At 65.3% G+C, this 16,155-nt stretch carries 15 protein-coding genes; 10 read left to right on the plus strand and 5 right to left on the minus strand.

What is annotated here, in order from left to right; genetic code table 11:
• Positions 1-97: 97 nt before the first annotated feature.
• From LB518_RS20880 to LB518_RS20890, 3 genes are all read right to left on the minus strand, one after another.
• A complete protein-coding gene (locus tag LB518_RS20880; protein ID WP_224579754.1) occupies positions 98-1,453 on the minus strand; it encodes an 8-oxoguanine deaminase in 1,356 nt (451 codons plus the stop codon).
• Between the two features lie 155 nt (positions 1,454-1,608).
• The gene (locus tag LB518_RS20885; RefSeq protein ID WP_224579755.1) at positions 1,609-2,958 is read right to left on the minus strand and encodes an 8-oxoguanine deaminase; all 1,350 of its coding nucleotides are present in this window, start codon (positions 2,956-2,958) and stop codon (positions 1,609-1,611) included.
• A gap of 78 nt (positions 2,959-3,036) precedes the next feature.
• Positions 3,037-4,221: a TDT family transporter gene (locus LB518_RS20890; protein WP_353619975.1), complete on the minus strand. Its 1,185-nt coding sequence runs from the start codon at positions 4,219-4,221 to the stop codon at positions 3,037-3,039.
• Positions 4,222-4,372: 151 nt separating this feature from the next.
• Here LB518_RS20890 and LB518_RS20895 point away from each other — a divergent pair, with 151 nt between their 5' ends.
• On the plus strand, positions 4,373-5,308 hold the full coding sequence (locus LB518_RS20895; RefSeq protein WP_224579756.1) for a LysR family transcriptional regulator: 936 nt from the start codon (positions 4,373-4,375) through the stop codon (positions 5,306-5,308).
• On the opposite strand, the gene LB518_RS20900 is transcribed toward LB518_RS20895, so the two are convergent.
• A complete protein-coding gene (locus LB518_RS20900; RefSeq protein WP_224579757.1) occupies positions 5,253-5,642 on the minus strand; it encodes a RidA family protein in 390 nt (129 codons plus the stop codon). The genes LB518_RS20895 and LB518_RS20900 overlap by 56 nt on opposite strands.
• 330 nt (positions 5,643-5,972) lie before the next feature.
• On the opposite strand from LB518_RS20900, the gene LB518_RS20905 reads away from it, so the two are divergent.
• The 7 genes from LB518_RS20905 (at position 5,973) to LB518_RS20935 (ending at position 12,649) form a co-directional block, all read left to right on the plus strand.
• Positions 5,973-6,986: an ABC transporter substrate-binding protein gene (locus LB518_RS20905; protein WP_224579758.1), complete on the plus strand. Its 1,014-nt coding sequence runs from the start codon at positions 5,973-5,975 to the stop codon at positions 6,984-6,986.
• A 64-nt stretch (positions 6,987-7,050) separates the two neighbouring features.
• Positions 7,051-7,875, plus strand: coding sequence for an ABC transporter ATP-binding protein (locus LB518_RS20910; protein WP_224579759.1), 825 nt, complete (start codon positions 7,051-7,053; stop codon positions 7,873-7,875).
• Complete coding sequence (locus tag LB518_RS20915) at positions 7,872-8,732, plus strand: ABC transporter permease (protein WP_224579760.1); 861 nt, start codon at positions 7,872-7,874, stop codon at positions 8,730-8,732. The genes LB518_RS20910 and LB518_RS20915 overlap by 4 nt, the downstream gene beginning before the upstream one ends.
• A 1-nt stretch (position 8,733) precedes the next feature.
• Positions 8,734-10,047 carry a cytosine deaminase gene (locus LB518_RS20920; protein ID WP_224579761.1) on the plus strand — a complete coding sequence of 438 codons (1,314 nt, stop codon included), beginning with the start codon at positions 8,734-8,736 and terminating at the stop codon, positions 10,045-10,047.
• Positions 10,048-10,049: 2 nt separating this feature from the next.
• Entirely contained in the window at positions 10,050-11,465 is a 1,416-nt protein-coding gene (locus tag LB518_RS20925; protein ID WP_224579762.1) for an FAD-binding oxidoreductase, read from the plus strand.
• A gap of 15 nt (positions 11,466-11,480) precedes the next feature.
• Entirely contained in the window at positions 11,481-12,062 is a 582-nt protein-coding gene (locus tag LB518_RS20930; protein WP_224579763.1) for an NAD(P)H-dependent oxidoreductase, read from the plus strand.
• Positions 12,062-12,649: an NAD(P)H-dependent oxidoreductase gene (locus LB518_RS20935; protein ID WP_224579764.1), complete on the plus strand. Its 588-nt coding sequence runs from the start codon at positions 12,062-12,064 to the stop codon at positions 12,647-12,649. Before LB518_RS20930 ends, LB518_RS20935 begins: the two co-directional genes overlap by 1 nt.
• Before the next feature lie 71 nt (positions 12,650-12,720).
• Here LB518_RS20935 and galU read toward each other — a convergent pair whose 3' ends face one another.
• Positions 12,721-13,605: a UTP--glucose-1-phosphate uridylyltransferase GalU gene (gene galU, locus LB518_RS20940; protein WP_224579765.1), complete on the minus strand. Its 885-nt coding sequence runs from the start codon at positions 13,603-13,605 to the stop codon at positions 12,721-12,723.
• 149 nt (positions 13,606-13,754) lie between these two features.
• Between galU and galE the strand changes: the two genes are divergently transcribed.
• Positions 13,755-14,747, plus strand: coding sequence for a UDP-glucose 4-epimerase GalE (galE, locus tag LB518_RS20945; RefSeq protein ID WP_224579766.1), 993 nt, complete (start codon positions 13,755-13,757; stop codon positions 14,745-14,747).
• A gap of 39 nt (positions 14,748-14,786) precedes the next feature.
• A complete protein-coding gene (locus tag LB518_RS20950; RefSeq protein ID WP_224579767.1) occupies positions 14,787-16,034 on the plus strand; it encodes a lytic murein transglycosylase in 1,248 nt (415 codons plus the stop codon).
• Positions 16,035-16,155: the final 121 nt, after the last annotated feature.

Genomic DNA, 16,155 nt, shown 5'->3' on the forward strand with positions numbered 1-16,155 from the left:
CCCGGCAATCCAGCCTTCGCCGGACCGGGGAGGACGCGACGAAAGAAAGTCTGGATTGCCGGGTCAAGCCCGGCAATGACAGGAAGCGGAGCCGTACTCACAGCGCCTCCAGGAACGCCCGCGAGGCCGCATGATGCTCGTGGCGGAGCTTCGCGAGATCGACGCCAACCGGCGCGCCATCCTCGATCCGCCATTCGCCCTTGACCATGACGCGATCGGCCGCATGGGCGCCGCAGAGCACGAGGGCGGCGATCGGATCGCCGGCGCCTGAGAAGCGGAGTTCGTCCAGCGACCAGAAGGCGAGGTCGGCCTGCTTGCCGACCGCGATGGCGCCGATATCGTCACGGCCGAGACAGCGGGCGGAGCCTTCGGTCGCCCAGCGCAGGGCGTCGCGATGCGTGACCGTTTCGGCGTCGTAGCGGAGGCGCCCGATCATCAGCGCGTGGCGAACCGCTTCCATCAGGTTGGAATTGTCGTTCGAGGCAGAGCCGTCGACGCCGAGGCCGATGGGGCTGCCCGCCGCTTCCAGTTCCTTGGTGCGGCAGATGCCGGAGGATAGCACCATGTTGGAGGTCGGGCAGTGGCAGACGCCGACGCGGTGACGACCGAGCTTCTCGACCTCGGCATCGTCGAAATAGATGCCATGCGCCAGCCAGACGCGGTCATTGAGCCAACCGACCTCTTCGAGATAGTCCGCGGCGGTCATGCCATGTGTCTCGCGCGCAAAGGCGGCCTCGCGCGCCGTTTCGACGAGATGCGTGTGCAGGCGGCAGTCATGCTTCTCGGCGAGCACCGCCGTCTCGCGCATCAGCCGCTTGGTGACGTCGAAGGGCGCATTGGGGGCGAGGGCGACGCGCGTCATGGCGCCGTCCGAGGCATCGTGATAGCGGGCGATGACGCGTTCGCAATCGGCGAGGATGACGTCGTCATCCTGTACGGCGCCATCAGGCGCAATCGCCTGGCTGTCCTCGCCGCCGGTCAGGTCGAGTGCGCCGCGCGTCAGCGTCATGCGCATGCCGATCGCCGCCGCTTCCTCGGCCTCGATATCCATCGCGTGCTCAAGGCCGCGCGGGAAGAGGTAGTGATGGTCGGAGGCCGTCGTGCAGCCCGACATCATCAGTTCGGTCATCGAAAGCCGCGCCGCGAGGCGGAAATTCTCCGCGTTCACGTGCTTCGTCCAGACCGGATAGATCGAGGCGATCCAGGGCCAGAGCGACTTGTTGATTGCGAGCGGGTGCGCCCGCGTCATCGTCTGGAACATATGGTGATGCGTGTTGATGAGGCCGGGTGTCACGACATGGCGGCTGGCGTCGAACACGCGGTGCACCGGATGGATCGGCTCGGCGCCCTTCGGCACCAGCTCGGTGATCCGCCCATCCGCCACGACGACGCCACGCTCGGCGCCTTCTGCGAGCGTCGCGATCGGGTCCTTGATCCAGAGATGTTCGCTCATATCCGCCCCGCCGCCAGCCCGCATCCACGAGACAATGCGCCGCGCCTGCGGGCAAGGCCATATGTGCGCCAAGATCGCTGGCGATGTGCTGGCGGGGATCGCGAGTGCGTGCGGATGGGCGAGGAAGGCCCTCACCCCCCGAGGTCAGAAACCGCTCAGACGCTTTCGAGAAACGCCTTGGCGACGCGGCCATGCTCATAGCGCAGTTCGGCAAGGTCGACGCCGACAGGCGCGCCGCCCTCGATCTTCCAGCCGCCCTTGACCATGACGCGATCAGCCTTGTAGGCGCCGCAGAGCACGAGCGCGGCGAGCGGATCGCCGGCGCCGGAGAAGCGCAGTTCGTCGAGCGTGTAGAACGACATGTCGGCCTGCTTGCCGACGGCGATCGTGCCGATGTCCTTGCGGCCGAGACAGGCGGCGGAGCCGGATGTGCCCCAGCGGAAGGCATCGAGATGGGTGACGCTCTCGGCATTGTAGGTCAGGCGGCCAATCATCAGCGCGTGGCGCACAGCCTCGATGAGATTGGAATTGTCGTTCGAGGCCGAGCCGTCGACGCCAAGGCCGACAGGCGAGCCGGCCGCCTCCAGCTCCTTGGTCCGGCACTGGCCGGAAGCGAGCACCATGTTCGAGGTCGGGCAATGCGAGACGCCGACGCCAGCCTTGCCGAGGCGCGCGACTTCGTCGTCGTTGAAATGGATGCCGTGGGCCAGCCAGACCCGGTCATTCATCCAGCCGACTTCCTCGAGATAGTCGACGGGCCGATAGCCGAAATGCGCCATGCAGTAATCGATCTCGTCGCGTGTCTCGGCGAGATGGGTGTGCATGTGGCAGTTGCAGCGCTCGGCGAGCGCGGCGGTTTCGACCATCAGTCGCTTGGTGACGTTGAAAGGTGCGCAGGGCGCGAGCGCCACCTGCAGCATGGCGCCTTCCGAGGCGTCGTGATAGCGGCCGATGACCCGCTCGCAATCGGCGAGGATCGTGTCGGTGTCCTGCACGGCGCCGGAATTGGCATTGCCGCCTTCTTCCTCGGTCAGGTTCAGCGAGCCGCGCGTCAGCGTCATACGGATGCCGAGCTTGCCGGCCTCTTCGGCCTGGATGTCCATCGCCTCGTCGAGACCCGGCGGATAGAGATACTGATGGTCGGAGGCCGTCGTGCAGCCGGACATCATCAGTTCGGTCAGCGCCAGGCGCGTCGCGAGGCGGAAATTCTCCGGATTGACGTTCTTGGCCCAGATCGGGAAGAGCGCCTGCAGCCAGGGGAACAGTTCCTTGTTGATCGCGGCCGGGTGTGCGCGCGTCAGCGTCTGGAACATGTGGTGATGGGTGTTGATGAGGCCGGGCGTCACGACATGGCGCGCGGCGTCGAAAACCGTGTGCACAGGATGAACGGGTTCGGCGCCCTTGCCGACGAGCTCGGCGATCTTGCCGTCCTCGACGACCACGCCGCGCTCGGCACCATCAGCCAGCACCGCGATCGGATCCTTGATCCACACCCTGTCGCCCATCGTCCGGTCGCTCCCCGTCGCAAATCGTTCCGGCTGATACGATCATGCCGGCTGCTGCGACGCAACATGATGCGGATGTCAGGCCGCGAGAAGCGTCGGCTTGCCGTCATAGGCGGCATCGAGGCAGGGCGAGACGAACAGCCGGCCTTCCCATGCGCCGCGCGCCGTGCGGATCGCAACGATCGTCCAGAGGATCGCGAGCGCCACCACCAGGACACCGCCGACCACGGCGAACAGGCCGAAGCCGGTCGCCCGCGCGAGGGCCAGCGTCGCCAGCGCATAGACGGCGACGGGGAAGGTCAGCGCCCACCAGCCGAGATTGAACGGGAAGCCCTCGCGGACATATTGTGCCGTCTTCAAGATGGCGAGCACCAGCCACCAGACGCCATAGCCCCAGAGCACCACCGCGCCGAGAATACCGGCACCGAAGGCAACGTCGCCGACGGATGCGAGGCCCCTTGCGGCGAACAGCGTCGGCGCGTTGTTGCCGAGAAGGACGAGTGCGAGTGCGCCGGTTCCAAGCGGCCCGAGCGCCAGCCAGCAGGAGGCTGCCATGTCGCTGGGTGGCAGCCGATGCAGCACCAGGCGCAGCAGCAGAAGCACGAGGATCCCGAGCGCCGGCAGCACCGAATAGGCCCAGAGCGCGTAGCTGATGATCTCGACCGTGAAGCCCTCCGCGGGCGCGAGATGCGGCACCAGCAAGCCGCCGCTTGCGGCCGCGACCTCCGCGGCGACGATCGGCAGCAGCCAGACGGCCGTCATGCGGTCGAGGCTGTGCTGTTGCTGCGTGAACATCAGGAACGGGATCACCGTGCCACAGGCGAGCGCGAGGGCGATATCGATCCACCAGAGTGCCGCCGCGATATCGATCGCAGCCTGGCCCCAGAGCGGGATGCCGAAGGCGAGAAAGCCGTTGATGATCGTGGCGAGGCCCATGGGGATCGCGCCGAGGAACATCGACATCACCGGATGGCGGAAAATCCGCTTCGCCTCGTCGAAGTAGAGCAGCCAACGCGCTGCATACATGCCTGAAAAGAGGACGAAGAGCGCGATGTTGGCCAGCCAGAGCGCGCGGCCGATCTCGGCAAGGCCGGGAATATCAAGAGGGAACTGGTTGAGCGCCAGCGCGAGCCCGCCGGTGCCCATCGTCACGGCGAACCAGTTGGGCGTGAAATGGCGAACGCGCCAAAGTCCAGCATCGGCCCGAAGCGCGCCGGGCAAAGGTGTGGCATTCATGGCCGTGAAAAGGGAGCGCTCGATCATCGTCATACTCCACGCCGCAGTGTTCCGCGGTTTCGTCCTGGCCGGCAGGCTTGATGCGGCCGGTGACGGGCACGGTGATGCCATATGGATTTCGTGCAATCCATCGCGAAATTTCGTACTTATCATTCGCTAAAATCGAATGGAGGCCGGCATGACCTTCGAACAATTGCGGATCTTTCTCGCCGTCGCCGAGCGCGAACACCTGACACGCGCGGCCGAAGCGCTGCACCTGACGCCTTCGGCGGTCAGCGCATCGATCCGCGCGCTCGAAAGCTCCTATGGCGTCCAGTTGTTCGACCGTGTCGGCCGGCGGATCGAACTCAGCGATGCGGGGCGGCTGTTCCTGCCGGAGGCGCGGGCCGTCCTCGCCCGCGTCGGGGCGGCCGAGGCGTTGATCTCCGATCTCGGCGGGCTGAAGCGCGGAAGGCTGGCTCTGCAGGCCAGCCAGACCATCGCCAGTCACTTCCTGCCGCCGTTCATGGTCGCTTTTCGCGCGGCGCATCCCGGCGTCGAACTCAGCCTCGTGATCGGCAATACCGAGACGGTGGCGGAAGCCGTTATCGGCGGCGAGGCCGAGCTTGGCTTCGTCGAAGGGCGGATCGCCTCGCCGCTGCTGTCCATCCGCGAAGTCGCTGCAGACCGGCTGATCATCGTGGTGCCGCCCGGTCATCCCTGGAGCGACGGGGCGCCCGTGCCGATTTCAGCGCTCGGTGAGACGCGATGGGTGCTGCGCGAGAGCGGCTCCGGCACACGCTCGTCCTTCGCCGAGGCGCTTGCCGCCGCCGGCCTTGCCGTCGAGGATCTCGACGTAGCGCTGGAGCTTCCCTCCAATGAGGCCGTGCTCGCTGCCGTGGCGTCGGCGCCATCGGCCGCCGTCGTCTCCGAAGCGGTGGCGTCCGCCATGATTGCTGCGGGACGGCTTGTGAGAGTCGATTGCGCCTTGCCGCCACGGGCCTTTTCGATGCTGCGTCACAGAGAGCGGCATCAGACGACGGCGGCGCTGGCCTTCGCCACCCTCGTCATGGCGGGGATCAATCCGCCCGCGCCGCGACCGCCTCGATCTCGACCAGAAATTCCGGCCGCGTGAAGCCCGAGACGATATAGAGCGTCGAGGCGGGCGGCGGATGACTCACATAGCGGTCGCGGACGCTCATATAGCGGCGCATGTCCTCGCGCCGCGTGACGAAAGCCGAGAGACGGACGATATCGTTAAGGTCCATGCCGCCCTCCGCGAGAATGGCCCGGATCGCCTCGAAGCAGATTTCCGCCTGTTCCTCGATGGTCTCCGGCACGCTGTCGTCGGGACGCACGCCGAGTTGGCCGGAGGTGAAGATGAAGCGGCTGCCGGAGGGAACGGCAACGCCGTGATGATAGCGGCCGAAGGGTGGCCGAATCGAGGGCGGGGTCAGGGGTGTGTTCAACCAAGGCTCCTTTTGCGCTCGCGCCAGCTTGCGTCGCAACACCGAGGCCCGCAAGTCGACTTTCGCACAGCGATTGGGCAGAGCCGCCGAGGAGCGGCCCCCGACAGGCGATATGCCGCTATGCTGTGCAACAATCCTGCCTTAGGATCGCTGAAGGCACCATCGGGGAAGCGAAGGCTTCCGGCTGGTGCTCCGCGATGGCATGCCTCTTGCGAGGAATTTGGCATTGCGCCGGCCGTCCCCCATCGGACGCGCAGATCGTTTATCGGAGTGGTCGGTGAGTTTGTCGGCGCCGGTCGGACGCCGCGGGGAAGAGGGAAGGCTGAGAGCATGAGATCGTTCAAGAACGGCGTTGCAGGCGCATTGGCCGGGCTGGCGGCGCTCGTCGCGGCGGGCCAGGCGTTTGCACTCGACGAAGTCAGTTTCGGCACCAACTGGCTCGCCCAGGCCGAGCATGGCGGCTTCTATCAGGCTGTCGCCGACGGCACCTATGAGAAATACGGGCTCAAGGTGAAGATCCTGCAGGGTGGTCCGCAGGCTGCGAACCGGGCGCTGCTTCTCGCCGGCAAGGCCAATTTCTACATGGCCGGCAATCTGCTGGAGCCATTCTCCTCCGTCGAGCAGGGCGTGCCGCTGGTCGAGGTCGCGGCGATCTTCCAGAAGGAGCCGCAAGTCCTGATCGCGCATCCCGATATCGGGATCGATACGTTCGAGGACCTCGCCAAGCTGCCGACCATCTTCATGGGCAAGGACGGTTTCTCGTCCTATTTCCAGTGGATGAAGTCGGCTTTTCCGGGCTTCAAGGACGAGCAGTACAAGCCCTACACCTTCAATCCGGCGCCGTTCCTCGCCGACAAGAATTCGGCGCAGCAGGGCTACATCACCTCCGAGCCGTTCGAGATCGAACGCCAGGGCGGTTTCAAGCCGAAGCTGTTCCTCCTGGCGGACAGCGGGTTCGACACCTATTCGACCATGATCGAGACGACCCAGGATTATCTGGCCGCCAATCCTGACGTCGTGAAACGCTTCGTCGAGGCGTCGATCGTCGGCTGGTACAATTATCTCTACGGTAACAACAAGGCTGCCAACGACGCGATCAAGGCCGACAATCCCGAGATGACCGACGACCAGATCGCCTTTTCGATCAAGACGATGAAGGACTATGGCATCGTCGATTCCGGCGAGGCGATCGAGAACGGCATCGGCTGCATGACCGCCGATCACATCAAGTCGTTCTACGACAAGATGGTGAAGGCCGGCGTCGTGAAGGCGGATATCGACATCACCAAGTCCTACGACACCCAGTTCGTCTGCAAGGGCGTCGGCAAGGACCTCAAGAAATAAGCCGTTCCGCCCGGGCAGCCGGCTCGCTTACGCGCCGGCTGCCTTTCCCCGTTTCCAAGCGAAGATGCCCGTGTCCTCAGCAATCAGTATCGCGCCGCAGGCGGTGCCCGGCCGGCCGATCGTCCGGCTCGAACATGTCTCGAAGACGTTCTCGAATGGAACCGTCGCGCTGAAGGACATGTCGCTCTCGATCGGCGAGGGCGAGTTCGTCAGCCTGCTCGGCCCTTCGGGCTGCGGCAAGTCGACGGCGCTTCGGATCATCGCCGGGCTCGGCGAAGCGACCACGGGCCGTGTCGACTGGCCGACCATGGCGCATGACGCGGCCGGCAAGGTTGAGCGCGAGATCGGCTTCGTGTTCCAGGAGCCGACCCTGATGCCCTGGGCCACGGTGTTCAAGAATGTCTGGCTGCCGCTGCGCCTTGCCGGCATCTCGAAGCAGGCGGCGCGGGCGCGGGTCATGGAAGCGCTCGACATGGTCGGGCTCGCGAGCTTCGCCGACGCCTATCCGCGCGAGCTGTCCGGCGGCATGAAGATGCGCGTGTCGATCGCCCGCGCGCTGGTGACGCGGCCGCGCGTTCTGCTGATGGACGAGCCGTTCGCAGCGCTCGATGAGATCACGCGGCAGAAGCTGAATGACGATCTGCTGCGCCTTTGGGCACAGTTCGGCTGGACCGTGGTGTTCGTGACGCATTCGGTGTTCGAATCCGTCTATCTGTCGACGCGGATCGTGGTGATGGCGCCGCGGCCCGGCCGCGTCATCGACGAGATCGCCGTCGTGGCGCCATCGCCGCGTGACCTCGCCTTCCGCACATCGCCCGAATACAGCGAACTGACACGGCGAACCTCGCAATCCCTCCATTCGGCGCTCGGCGCCAATGATCATCTATGACCGAGCTGCAGCAAAGCGTGGTTGCCAGCGAGACCGGCGAGCCGCAGACGCAGGCCGAGAGCGGGCCTCCCCCTCATGAACGTATCCTGAGGGTCATCATTCCGCTCGTCATGCTCGGCGGGCTGATTGCGCTCTGGGCCTGGTACGTCAAGGCCTACAATGTGCCGCACTACATCCTGCCGGGACCCGATCTCGTCGCGCAGGCGATGGTCAGGGACTGGGGCGTGCTCGGGCCGGCGCTCCTGGTGACGCTGACCATCACCTTCGAGGCGCTTGCGATCGCGCTGGTCGGCGGCGTCCTGATCGCGATCCTGTTCGCCTCATCGCGCTGGGTCGAGATCGCGCTGTCGCCCTATATGGTCATCCTGCAGGTGACGCCGATCATCGCCATCGCGCCGTTGATCCTGATCTACACCTCGACGACGCAGCAGGCGCTGCTGATCTGCGCCTGGATCGTCGCCTTCTTCCCGGTGCTCTCCAACACGACGCAGGGCCTCAAGAGCACGGACCACAATCTGCTCAATCTCTACGAGCTCTATGGCGCCTCCCGCTGGCAGACGCTGTTTCTCCTGAAGCTTCCGGCGGCCCTGCCTTATTTCCTGACAGGGCTTCGCATCGCGGGCGGCCTCGCGCTGATCGCGGCCGTCGTCGCGGAGTTTGCCGCCGGTTCGGCCGGCGCTGGCTCGGGCCTCGCGTTCCGCCTGCTCGAATCGCAATACCGCCTCAACATCCCCCGCCTGTTCGCTGCCCTGATCCTTTTGTGCGCCACCGGCGTCGCGATCTTCGGGGCGACGAGCCTCCTCTCGCATCTGCTGCTGCGGCGCTGGCACGAAAGCGCCATCCGCAGGGAGAACTGACGTGACCTTCGGCTTTGCCAACCTGCCCGACGCCGGGCGCTATGTGCTCTCCAACGCCACCGTGCCAGCCGCAACCTTGGTCGGCGATGATGGCATCGACGCCGGCGAGGGGCTCTCGCGCGTCGATCTCGTCATCGAGGACGGGCGCATCGCCGCGATCGCCAGTGCAGGCAGCATTGACGGCCTGCCCTCCTTCGATCTCGATCACGGCCAGGTCTGGCCGGCATTCGTCGACATGCATACGCATCTCGACAAGGGCCATATCCTGCCGCGTAATTCCAATCCCGACGGGACATTCGCCGGCGCTCTCGCCGCGGTCGAGCTCGATCGAGACGCTTACTGGACGACGGCCGATGTTCGCGCCCGCATGGAATTCTCGCTGAAATCCGCCTACGCGCATGGAACCCGGCTCATCCGGACGCATATCGATTCCGTGCAGCCGCAGTTTCCGGCCTCCTGGCCGGCCTTCATGGACGCGCGCGAGGCCTGGGCGGGCCGTATCGACCTGCAAGGCGTTGCGCTGACGCCGATCGACAATTTCCTCAACGACACATTTGCGGCGCAGCTTTTCGACACGGTCACGGCCGCCGGCGGCATCATCGGCGGTGTTACCTTCATGATCCCGGCGCTCGAGACCGCGCTCGACCGGCTGTTCTTTCAAGCGTCCGAGCGCGGTCTCGACATCGACCTGCATGTCGACGAGACCGCCGATCCGAACGCACGCTCGCTCCGCGCCATTGCGGAAGCCGCGCTGAGGATCGGCTTCGAAGGCCAGGTGACCGTCGGTCATTGCTGCTCGCTGGCAAGGCAGGGGGAGAGCGAGGCGGACCGGACGATGGACCTCGTCGCGGAAGCCGGCCTTGCGATCGTCTCCCTGCCGATGTGCAACATGTATCTGCAGGATCGCAGTCCCGGCCGCACGCCGCGCTGGCGCGGCGTCACGCTCCTGCATGAGATGCGCGCGCGAGGCATCAAGGTGGCCGTGGCCTCCGACAACACGCGCGATCCCTTCTATGCCTATGGCGACCTCGACGCTGTCGAGGTTCTGCGCGAGGCTGTGCGCATCCTCCAGCTTGATCACCCGCTCTACGACGCACCCCATGTCGTCACGACGACGCCCGCCGATATCCTGCGGCGCCCCGATGTCGGACGCATCGCGGTCGGTGGCACTGCCGATCTCGTGCTCTTCCGCGCGCGGACCTGGACCGAATTCCTGTCGCGTCCACAGTCCGACCGCACCGTATTGCGCGCCGGCAAGGCGATCGACCGCACGCTGCCCGATTATCGTGAACTCGACGCTCTCTTTGGAGGCTGACCGTGGCCCGCACCTTCTCCTTCGACATCGAGGCGCTCAAGCGAGACCTTGACGGTATCGCGCTTGAGGACAATCCGGCGCTGGTGAAGCAGAAGAGCCGCGACTTCTTCTGGTACTCGCCGGTTTTAAAGGGTCAGCTCGACGATGTGACGGGCGATCTCGTCGCGACGCCGAATGACGAGGCCGAGGTGATCCGCATCCTCGCCGCCGCCTTCAAGCACGACGTGCCTGTCACGCCGCGCGGCGCCGGCACCGGCAATTACGGCCAGGCGATGCCGCTTTCGGGCGGCCTGATCCTCAATCTCGCGGCCATGAACAAGGTCAAGGCGATCCTGCCCGGCCGCGTCATCGCCGAGCCCGGCGTCATCATGGCGCAGCTCGATCGCGAGGCGCGCGCCCATTCCGGCCAGGAACTGCGACTGCATCCCTCGACGGCGAATACCGCGACCATCGGCGGCTTCATCGCCGGCGGCTCGGGCGGCGTCGGCTCGATCCGATGGGGCGGCCTCCGCGATCTCGGCAATGTCATTCGCCTGCGCGTCGTCACCATGGAGGCCGCGCCGCGCGTGCTCGAGCTCAGCGGCTGGGAACTGCACAAGGTGATGCACGCCTATGGCACCAACGGCATCATCACCGAAGTCGAGATGCCGCTGACCGCGGCCTATGACTGGGTCGACGTCCTGGTCGGCTTCGACGACTACATGGACAGCGTCCGCTATGCCGATCTGCTCGGCAATTCCGACGGGCTGCTGCTGAAAGAGATCGCCACGGTCGCGGCGCCCGTGCCCGAGACCTATTTCCTGCGCCACCAGAAGTTCATTCGGAAGGGCCAGTCTCTCGCGATCCTGATGGTGGCGCCGCAGTCGCTCGACGCCTTCCTGGCGCTCACCGAACGCGAGAAGGGCGAGGTGATCTTCCGCTCGGACACGGCCGACGACTTGAAGGGCATTCCGCCGAATTTCGAGCTCGCCTGGAACCACACGACGCTGCGGGCGCTCCGCGTCGATCCGGCGATTACGTATCTGCAGACGATGTATGCGCCGCCGGATCATATCGAGAAGATCGCGCGCATGACGGCGCTGCTCGGCGACGAGGTGCCGGGTCATCTCGAATTCGTCCGCTTCGACGGCAAGATCACGCCGATGGGTCTGCCGATGCTGCGCTATTCAACCGAGGCCCGGCTCGACGAGATCGTTCGCCTGCATGAGGCCAATGGCTGCCCGGTGTTCAATCCGCATCGCTACACGCTGGAGGAGGGCGGCATGAAGCAGACTGACGCGATCCAGCTGGCCTTCAAGCACGAGGCCGATCCGAAGGGCCTGCTCAATCCCGGCAAGATGATCGCCTTCGAGGATCCAAGCTTCGATTTCGCGGCGCAGAAGACCTATCTCTTCCCCGGCCTCAAGGCCGCGTCCTGACAGGAAGCAGTTCCAATGCGCGTCCTCGTCGTCTTCGCCCATCCGGTCGAGACCAGTTTTCAGGCGGCCTTGCATCGGACGGTCGTTGCCGCGTTGAAGAAGGCCGGCCACGAGGTCGATGATTGCGATCTCTATGCCGAGGGCTTCAATCCTGTCCTCTCGCGCGAGGAGCGGCTGCATTACCACGACATCCCGGCCAACCGGGTCAATGTCGAGCCCTATGTCCAGCGCCTGCTGGCGGCCGAGGCGCTGGTCTTCGTCCATCCCGTCTGGAATTTCGGCCTGCCGGCGATCCTCAAGGGCTTCTTCGATCGCGTCTTCCTGCCGGGGGTCTCATTCCGGATGGAAAACGGCAAGGTGAAGCCGAACCTTCATCACATCACCAAGCTGACGGCGGTCGTTACCTATGGCGGTGCGCGGTGGCGGGCGCTCGGCGTCGGCGATCCGCCACGGAAGATCGTCAAACGGGTGCTCCGCGCGCAGATCAAGCCGATGGCGCCGGTCGGCTATCTCGCCCATTACGACATGAACCGCTCGACCGATGCTACCCGATCGGCTTTCCTCGCCAAGGTCACGGCGGAGATGGAGCGGTTCTGATGCGTGCGCTGGTCGTCTACGCCCATCCGGTTCCGGAAAGTTTCGGCGCGGCACTGCGCGACACCGTCGTCGAAGCGCTGACGGCAGGCGGACATGAAGTCCGCCTCGTCGATCTCAACGCGATCGGCTTCAATCCGGTCATGAGCGCGGATGAGCGCCGGCACTATCACGATGCCGGCGTGAACGAGATTCCGGTCGCCGACCAGCTCGAGCATATCAAATGGTGCGAGATGCTGGTCTTCGTCTACCCGACCTGGTGGTACGGGGTGCCGGCGATCCTGAAGGGTTGGCTCGACCGCGTCTGGGTGCCGCATGTTGCCTTCCTCATGCCGACGGAGACAGAAGGCATCCGACCCAATATGCGGCATATCCGGTCGATCGTCGCGGTGACCAGCTGCGGGGCGACCTGGTGGCTCTCGAAATGGGTCGGCGAGCCGGGCAAGCGAACGCTGCTGCGCGGCATCCGCACGCTCTGCCACCCGCTCTGCCGCACCACCTATATGGCGCTCTACCGGATGGATACGGTCAGCGCCGAAAGTCGGGCACGCTATCTGGAAAAGGTCCGCCGCAGGATCGGCCGTCTCTGAGAGGCCGGCGGCCCCGCTTGTTGTTCGAAGCGGAGCCGCGCGTAAACATCATGGGCCGGGCGGCCGACGCCTCAGGCCTTCGGACCCATCAGGCGCTCGATCTCGGGACGGAACTCCTCGGCGATGTCGGGGCGGGACAGGGCGAAGGCGACATTGGCGGCCAGGAAGCCGACCTTGTTGCCGCAGTCATAGACCTCGCCGTCGAAGCGGCAGCCGTAGAAATACTGCTTCTCCATCAGCCTCAGCATGGCGTCGGTGAGCTGGATCTCGTTGCCGGCGCCCTTTTCCTGCTTCGACAGGAGGTCGAAGATCTGCGGCTGCAGGATATAGCGGCCGTTGATGTAGAGATTGGACGGCGCGACTTCCGGCTTCGGCTTCTCGACCATCGCATTGATGCGGAAAGCCGCGTTGGTCAGCTCCGCGCCGATGCCGACGACGCCGTACTGGTTCGTCTCTGCCGGATCGCATTCGCTGACCGCGAGCACATTGCCGCCGGTCTCGTTATAGGCCTCGACCATCTGGCGCAGGCAGCTCGGCTCGCCCTTCATCACCATGTCGGGCAGGAGGACGGCGAAAGGCTCGTTGCCCACCAGCTCGCGCGCGCACCACACGGCGTGGCCGAGGCCGAGCGGCACCTGCTGACGGGTAAAGCTGGTCGAGCCGGGCTTCGGCAGATCCTTGGCAAGCAGCGCTAGGGCCTCGCTTTTGCCTCTTCCGGACAGTGTCGCCTCAAGTTCATACTGAACGTCAAAATGGTCCTCGATCACCGCCTTGTTGCGGCCGGTGACGAAGATGAAATGCTCGATGCCGGCCTCGCGTGCCTCATCCACCGCATATTGGATGAGCGGGCGGTCGACGACGGTCAGCATTTCCTTCGGCATGGCCTTCGTGGCCGGCAGGAAACGCGTACCGAGGCCCGCCACGGGGAACACGGCCTTGCGAATGGGAGCGCTCATAAACACCTCTCGGTCGAAAATTGCTGGGGACAGTATCGCCCCAATCCTAAGAACAACGCTAACGAAAACCGGAGGATGCACGACAATCCAACCGGCGGCGCGGACCTTCCTTTACCCCCTATTAATGATGAACATTGCATGAGGATCATATGACGGTTCTGGTCACAGGCGGCGCTGGCTATATCGGCAGCCACATGGTGTGGCGGCTCGTCGATGCCGGCGAGCGCGTTGTCGTGCTCGATCGGCTTTCGACGGGCTTTGCCTGGGCGGTGGCGCCGGAGGCCAAGCTGGTCGTCGGCGATATCGGCGACGAAGCGTTGGTCGAGCAGCTCATTCTCGACAACGACATCGACGCCGTCATTCATTTCGCCGGGTCGATCGTGGTGCCTGAATCGGTCGCCGATCCGCTCGGCTACTATCTCAACAACACCGTCAAATCGCGCACCCTGATCGCAACCGCGATCAAATGCGGCATCAAGAACTTCATCTTTTCCTCGACCGCCGCCGTCTATGGCGATGCCGGCACGGAGCCGGTGGTCGAGAGTGCGGCGACTGCCCCGCTCTCGCCCTATGGCCGTTCCAAGCTGATGACGGAGTGGATGCTCGACGACGCGTCGCGCGCGCATGACTTCCGCTATGTCGCGCTGCGCTATTTCAACGTTGCCGGCGCCGATCCGAAGGGCCGCACCGGGCAATCGACCAAGGGCGCCACGCATCTCATCAAGGTCGCCTGCGAAACCGCGCTCGGCAAGCGGCCGAAGATCGAGATCCTCGGCACGGATTACGACACGCCCGATGGCACCTGTGTGCGCGACTATATCCATGTCAGCGACCTCGCCAACGCCCATGCCGATGCGCTCGCCTATCTCAGGAGCGGCGGTGCCAGTCTCATCGCCAATTGCGGCTACAGCCGGGGCTTTTCGGTGCGTGAGGTGATCGAATCCGTGCGCCGTGTCTCCGGCGTCGATTTCACCGTGGTCGAAGGGCCGCGCCGGGCCGGCGATGTGCCGGCGGTGGTCGCCAATGCGTCGGTGGCGCGCGCCACGCTTGGCTGGACGCCGCAGCATGACGATCTCGACACCTGCGTCAGCACTGCGCTGGCCTGGGAGGAGGCGCTTTCGCGCCGCAATAACGTGGACTAGTGCCGTTGCCTAAGCGGCGGCACCGACTGGGAGAAGACGATGCCGATCCGGACCGGACTGACGCCTGCCAATGCCCTCGCGCGCCTTGCCGGGATCGTCATGCTCGGCCTTGTGCTCATCGCTTTCGCGGTGCCCGCGGCCTTCGCGGATGCCGCGGGCCAGCGCTGGGTGGCGCAGTTCTGGCCGACGGCGCAGAAGGCCGGCATCTCGCGCGCCGTCTACATGAACGCGCTCGGCAATTTCACGCCCGACCCTGACGTTCTCGCCAAGGCTAGTAACCAGGCGGAGTTCGTGAAGCCGCTCTGGGACTATCTCGACGGCGCGGTTTCGCAGAAGCGGATGGAGAATGGCAAGGCCGCACTTCGCCAGTATGGCCGCCAGCTCGCCAGCATCGAGGCGACCTATGGTGTCGATCGGTCCGTCGTGGTCGCGATCTGGGGGATGGAGTCATCCTATGGCGCGGTGCTTCAGAACGAGAAGATCGTCAAGGGGACGATCCGCTCGCTAGCGACGCTCGCCTATCAGGGCGGTAGCCGCGCCAAATATGGCCGCACGCAGCTGATCGCGGCGTTGAAAATCCTGCAGCGCGGCGATATCGGCGCACGCGGCATGACCGGCTCCTGGGCAGGCGCCATGGGCCACACGCAGTTCATCCCGACTACCTATCAAGCCTATGCGGTGGATTTCGACGGCGACGGACGGCGGGATATCTGGAACTCCGAGGTCGACGCGCTTGCTTCGACGGCAAACTATCTCTCCAAGATGGGCTGGCGGAGGGGCGAGACCTGGGGTTACGAGGTCGTGCTGCCGCGCGGAATCGACTGGCGGCTGGCGGATGCCGGCAAGAGCGCGCCGCTTTCGGCCTGGCGCAAGATCGGTGTCCAGCGCGTCGCCGGCCGTTCGTTCCCGGCGAGCGACGAGGTGGCGCGGCTCTATGCCCCTGCCGGAGCGAACGGGCCAGCTTTCCTGCTGCTGCCGAATTTCCGCGTCATCAAGCGCTACAACAATGCCGACGCCTATGCGCTCGCGGTCGGCCATCTCGCTGATCGGCTGGTGGGCTCGGGCGAATTCGTCGCCGGATGGCCGCGCGGCGTGCGGCCGCTCACCAGCGATGAGCGCGTCGAGGTGCAGTCGCTGCTTGCCCGGCATGGCTTCTATGGCGGCGCGCTCGACGGCAAGTTCGGTGCCGGTACCCGCGAGGCGATCCGCTCCTACCAGCGCCGGGTCGGCCAGGTTCCGGACGGCTACGCCTCGACCGGCCTCTTGCAGCAATTGCGCGGCGGATAGGCCGCCAACGCAGAGCGGCGAGGGGAGGCGAGGCTTCGCAATTCAACCCGGCGCTGAAATGGTCTAGCATTGGCGAACATGGCGGGGGCGTCGCGGCGCCCTTCGCCATTCGGCCGCAATG

The organism is Mesorhizobium sp. BR1-1-16, assembly GCF_020165495.1.
Lineage (GTDB): Bacteria > Pseudomonadota > Alphaproteobacteria > Rhizobiales > Kaistiaceae > Kaistia.

Bases quoted from the DNA above. Each gene is read 5' to 3' on its own strand.
- LB518_RS20950 (WP_224579767.1), top strand. From the start codon at position 14,787: ATGCCGATCCGGACCGGACTGACGCCTGCCAATGCCCTCGCGCGCCTT.
- galE (WP_224579766.1), top strand. From the start codon at position 13,755: ATGACGGTTCTGGTCACAGGCGGCGCTGGCTATATCGGCAGCCACATG.
- LB518_RS20905 (WP_224579758.1), top strand. From the start codon at position 5,973: ATGAGATCGTTCAAGAACGGCGTTGCAGGCGCATTGGCCGGGCTGGCG.
- LB518_RS20880 (WP_224579754.1), bottom strand. From the start codon at position 1,453: ATGAGCGAACATCTCTGGATCAAGGACCCGATCGCGACGCTCGCAGAA.
- LB518_RS20895 (WP_224579756.1), top strand. From the start codon at position 4,373: ATGACCTTCGAACAATTGCGGATCTTTCTCGCCGTCGCCGAGCGCGAA.
- LB518_RS20930 (WP_224579763.1), top strand. From the start codon at position 11,481: ATGCGCGTCCTCGTCGTCTTCGCCCATCCGGTCGAGACCAGTTTTCAG.
- LB518_RS20885 (WP_224579755.1), bottom strand. From the start codon at position 2,958: ATGGGCGACAGGGTGTGGATCAAGGATCCGATCGCGGTGCTGGCTGAT.
- LB518_RS20890 (WP_353619975.1), bottom strand. From the start codon at position 4,221: ATGATCGAGCGCTCCCTTTTCACGGCCATGAATGCCACACCTTTGCCC.
- LB518_RS20915 (WP_224579760.1), top strand. From the start codon at position 7,872: ATGACCGAGCTGCAGCAAAGCGTGGTTGCCAGCGAGACCGGCGAGCCG.
- LB518_RS20935 (WP_224579764.1), top strand. From the start codon at position 12,062: ATGCGTGCGCTGGTCGTCTACGCCCATCCGGTTCCGGAAAGTTTCGGC.
- LB518_RS20910 (WP_224579759.1), top strand. From the start codon at position 7,051: ATGCCCGTGTCCTCAGCAATCAGTATCGCGCCGCAGGCGGTGCCCGGC.
- galU (WP_224579765.1), bottom strand. From the start codon at position 13,605: ATGAGCGCTCCCATTCGCAAGGCCGTGTTCCCCGTGGCGGGCCTCGGT.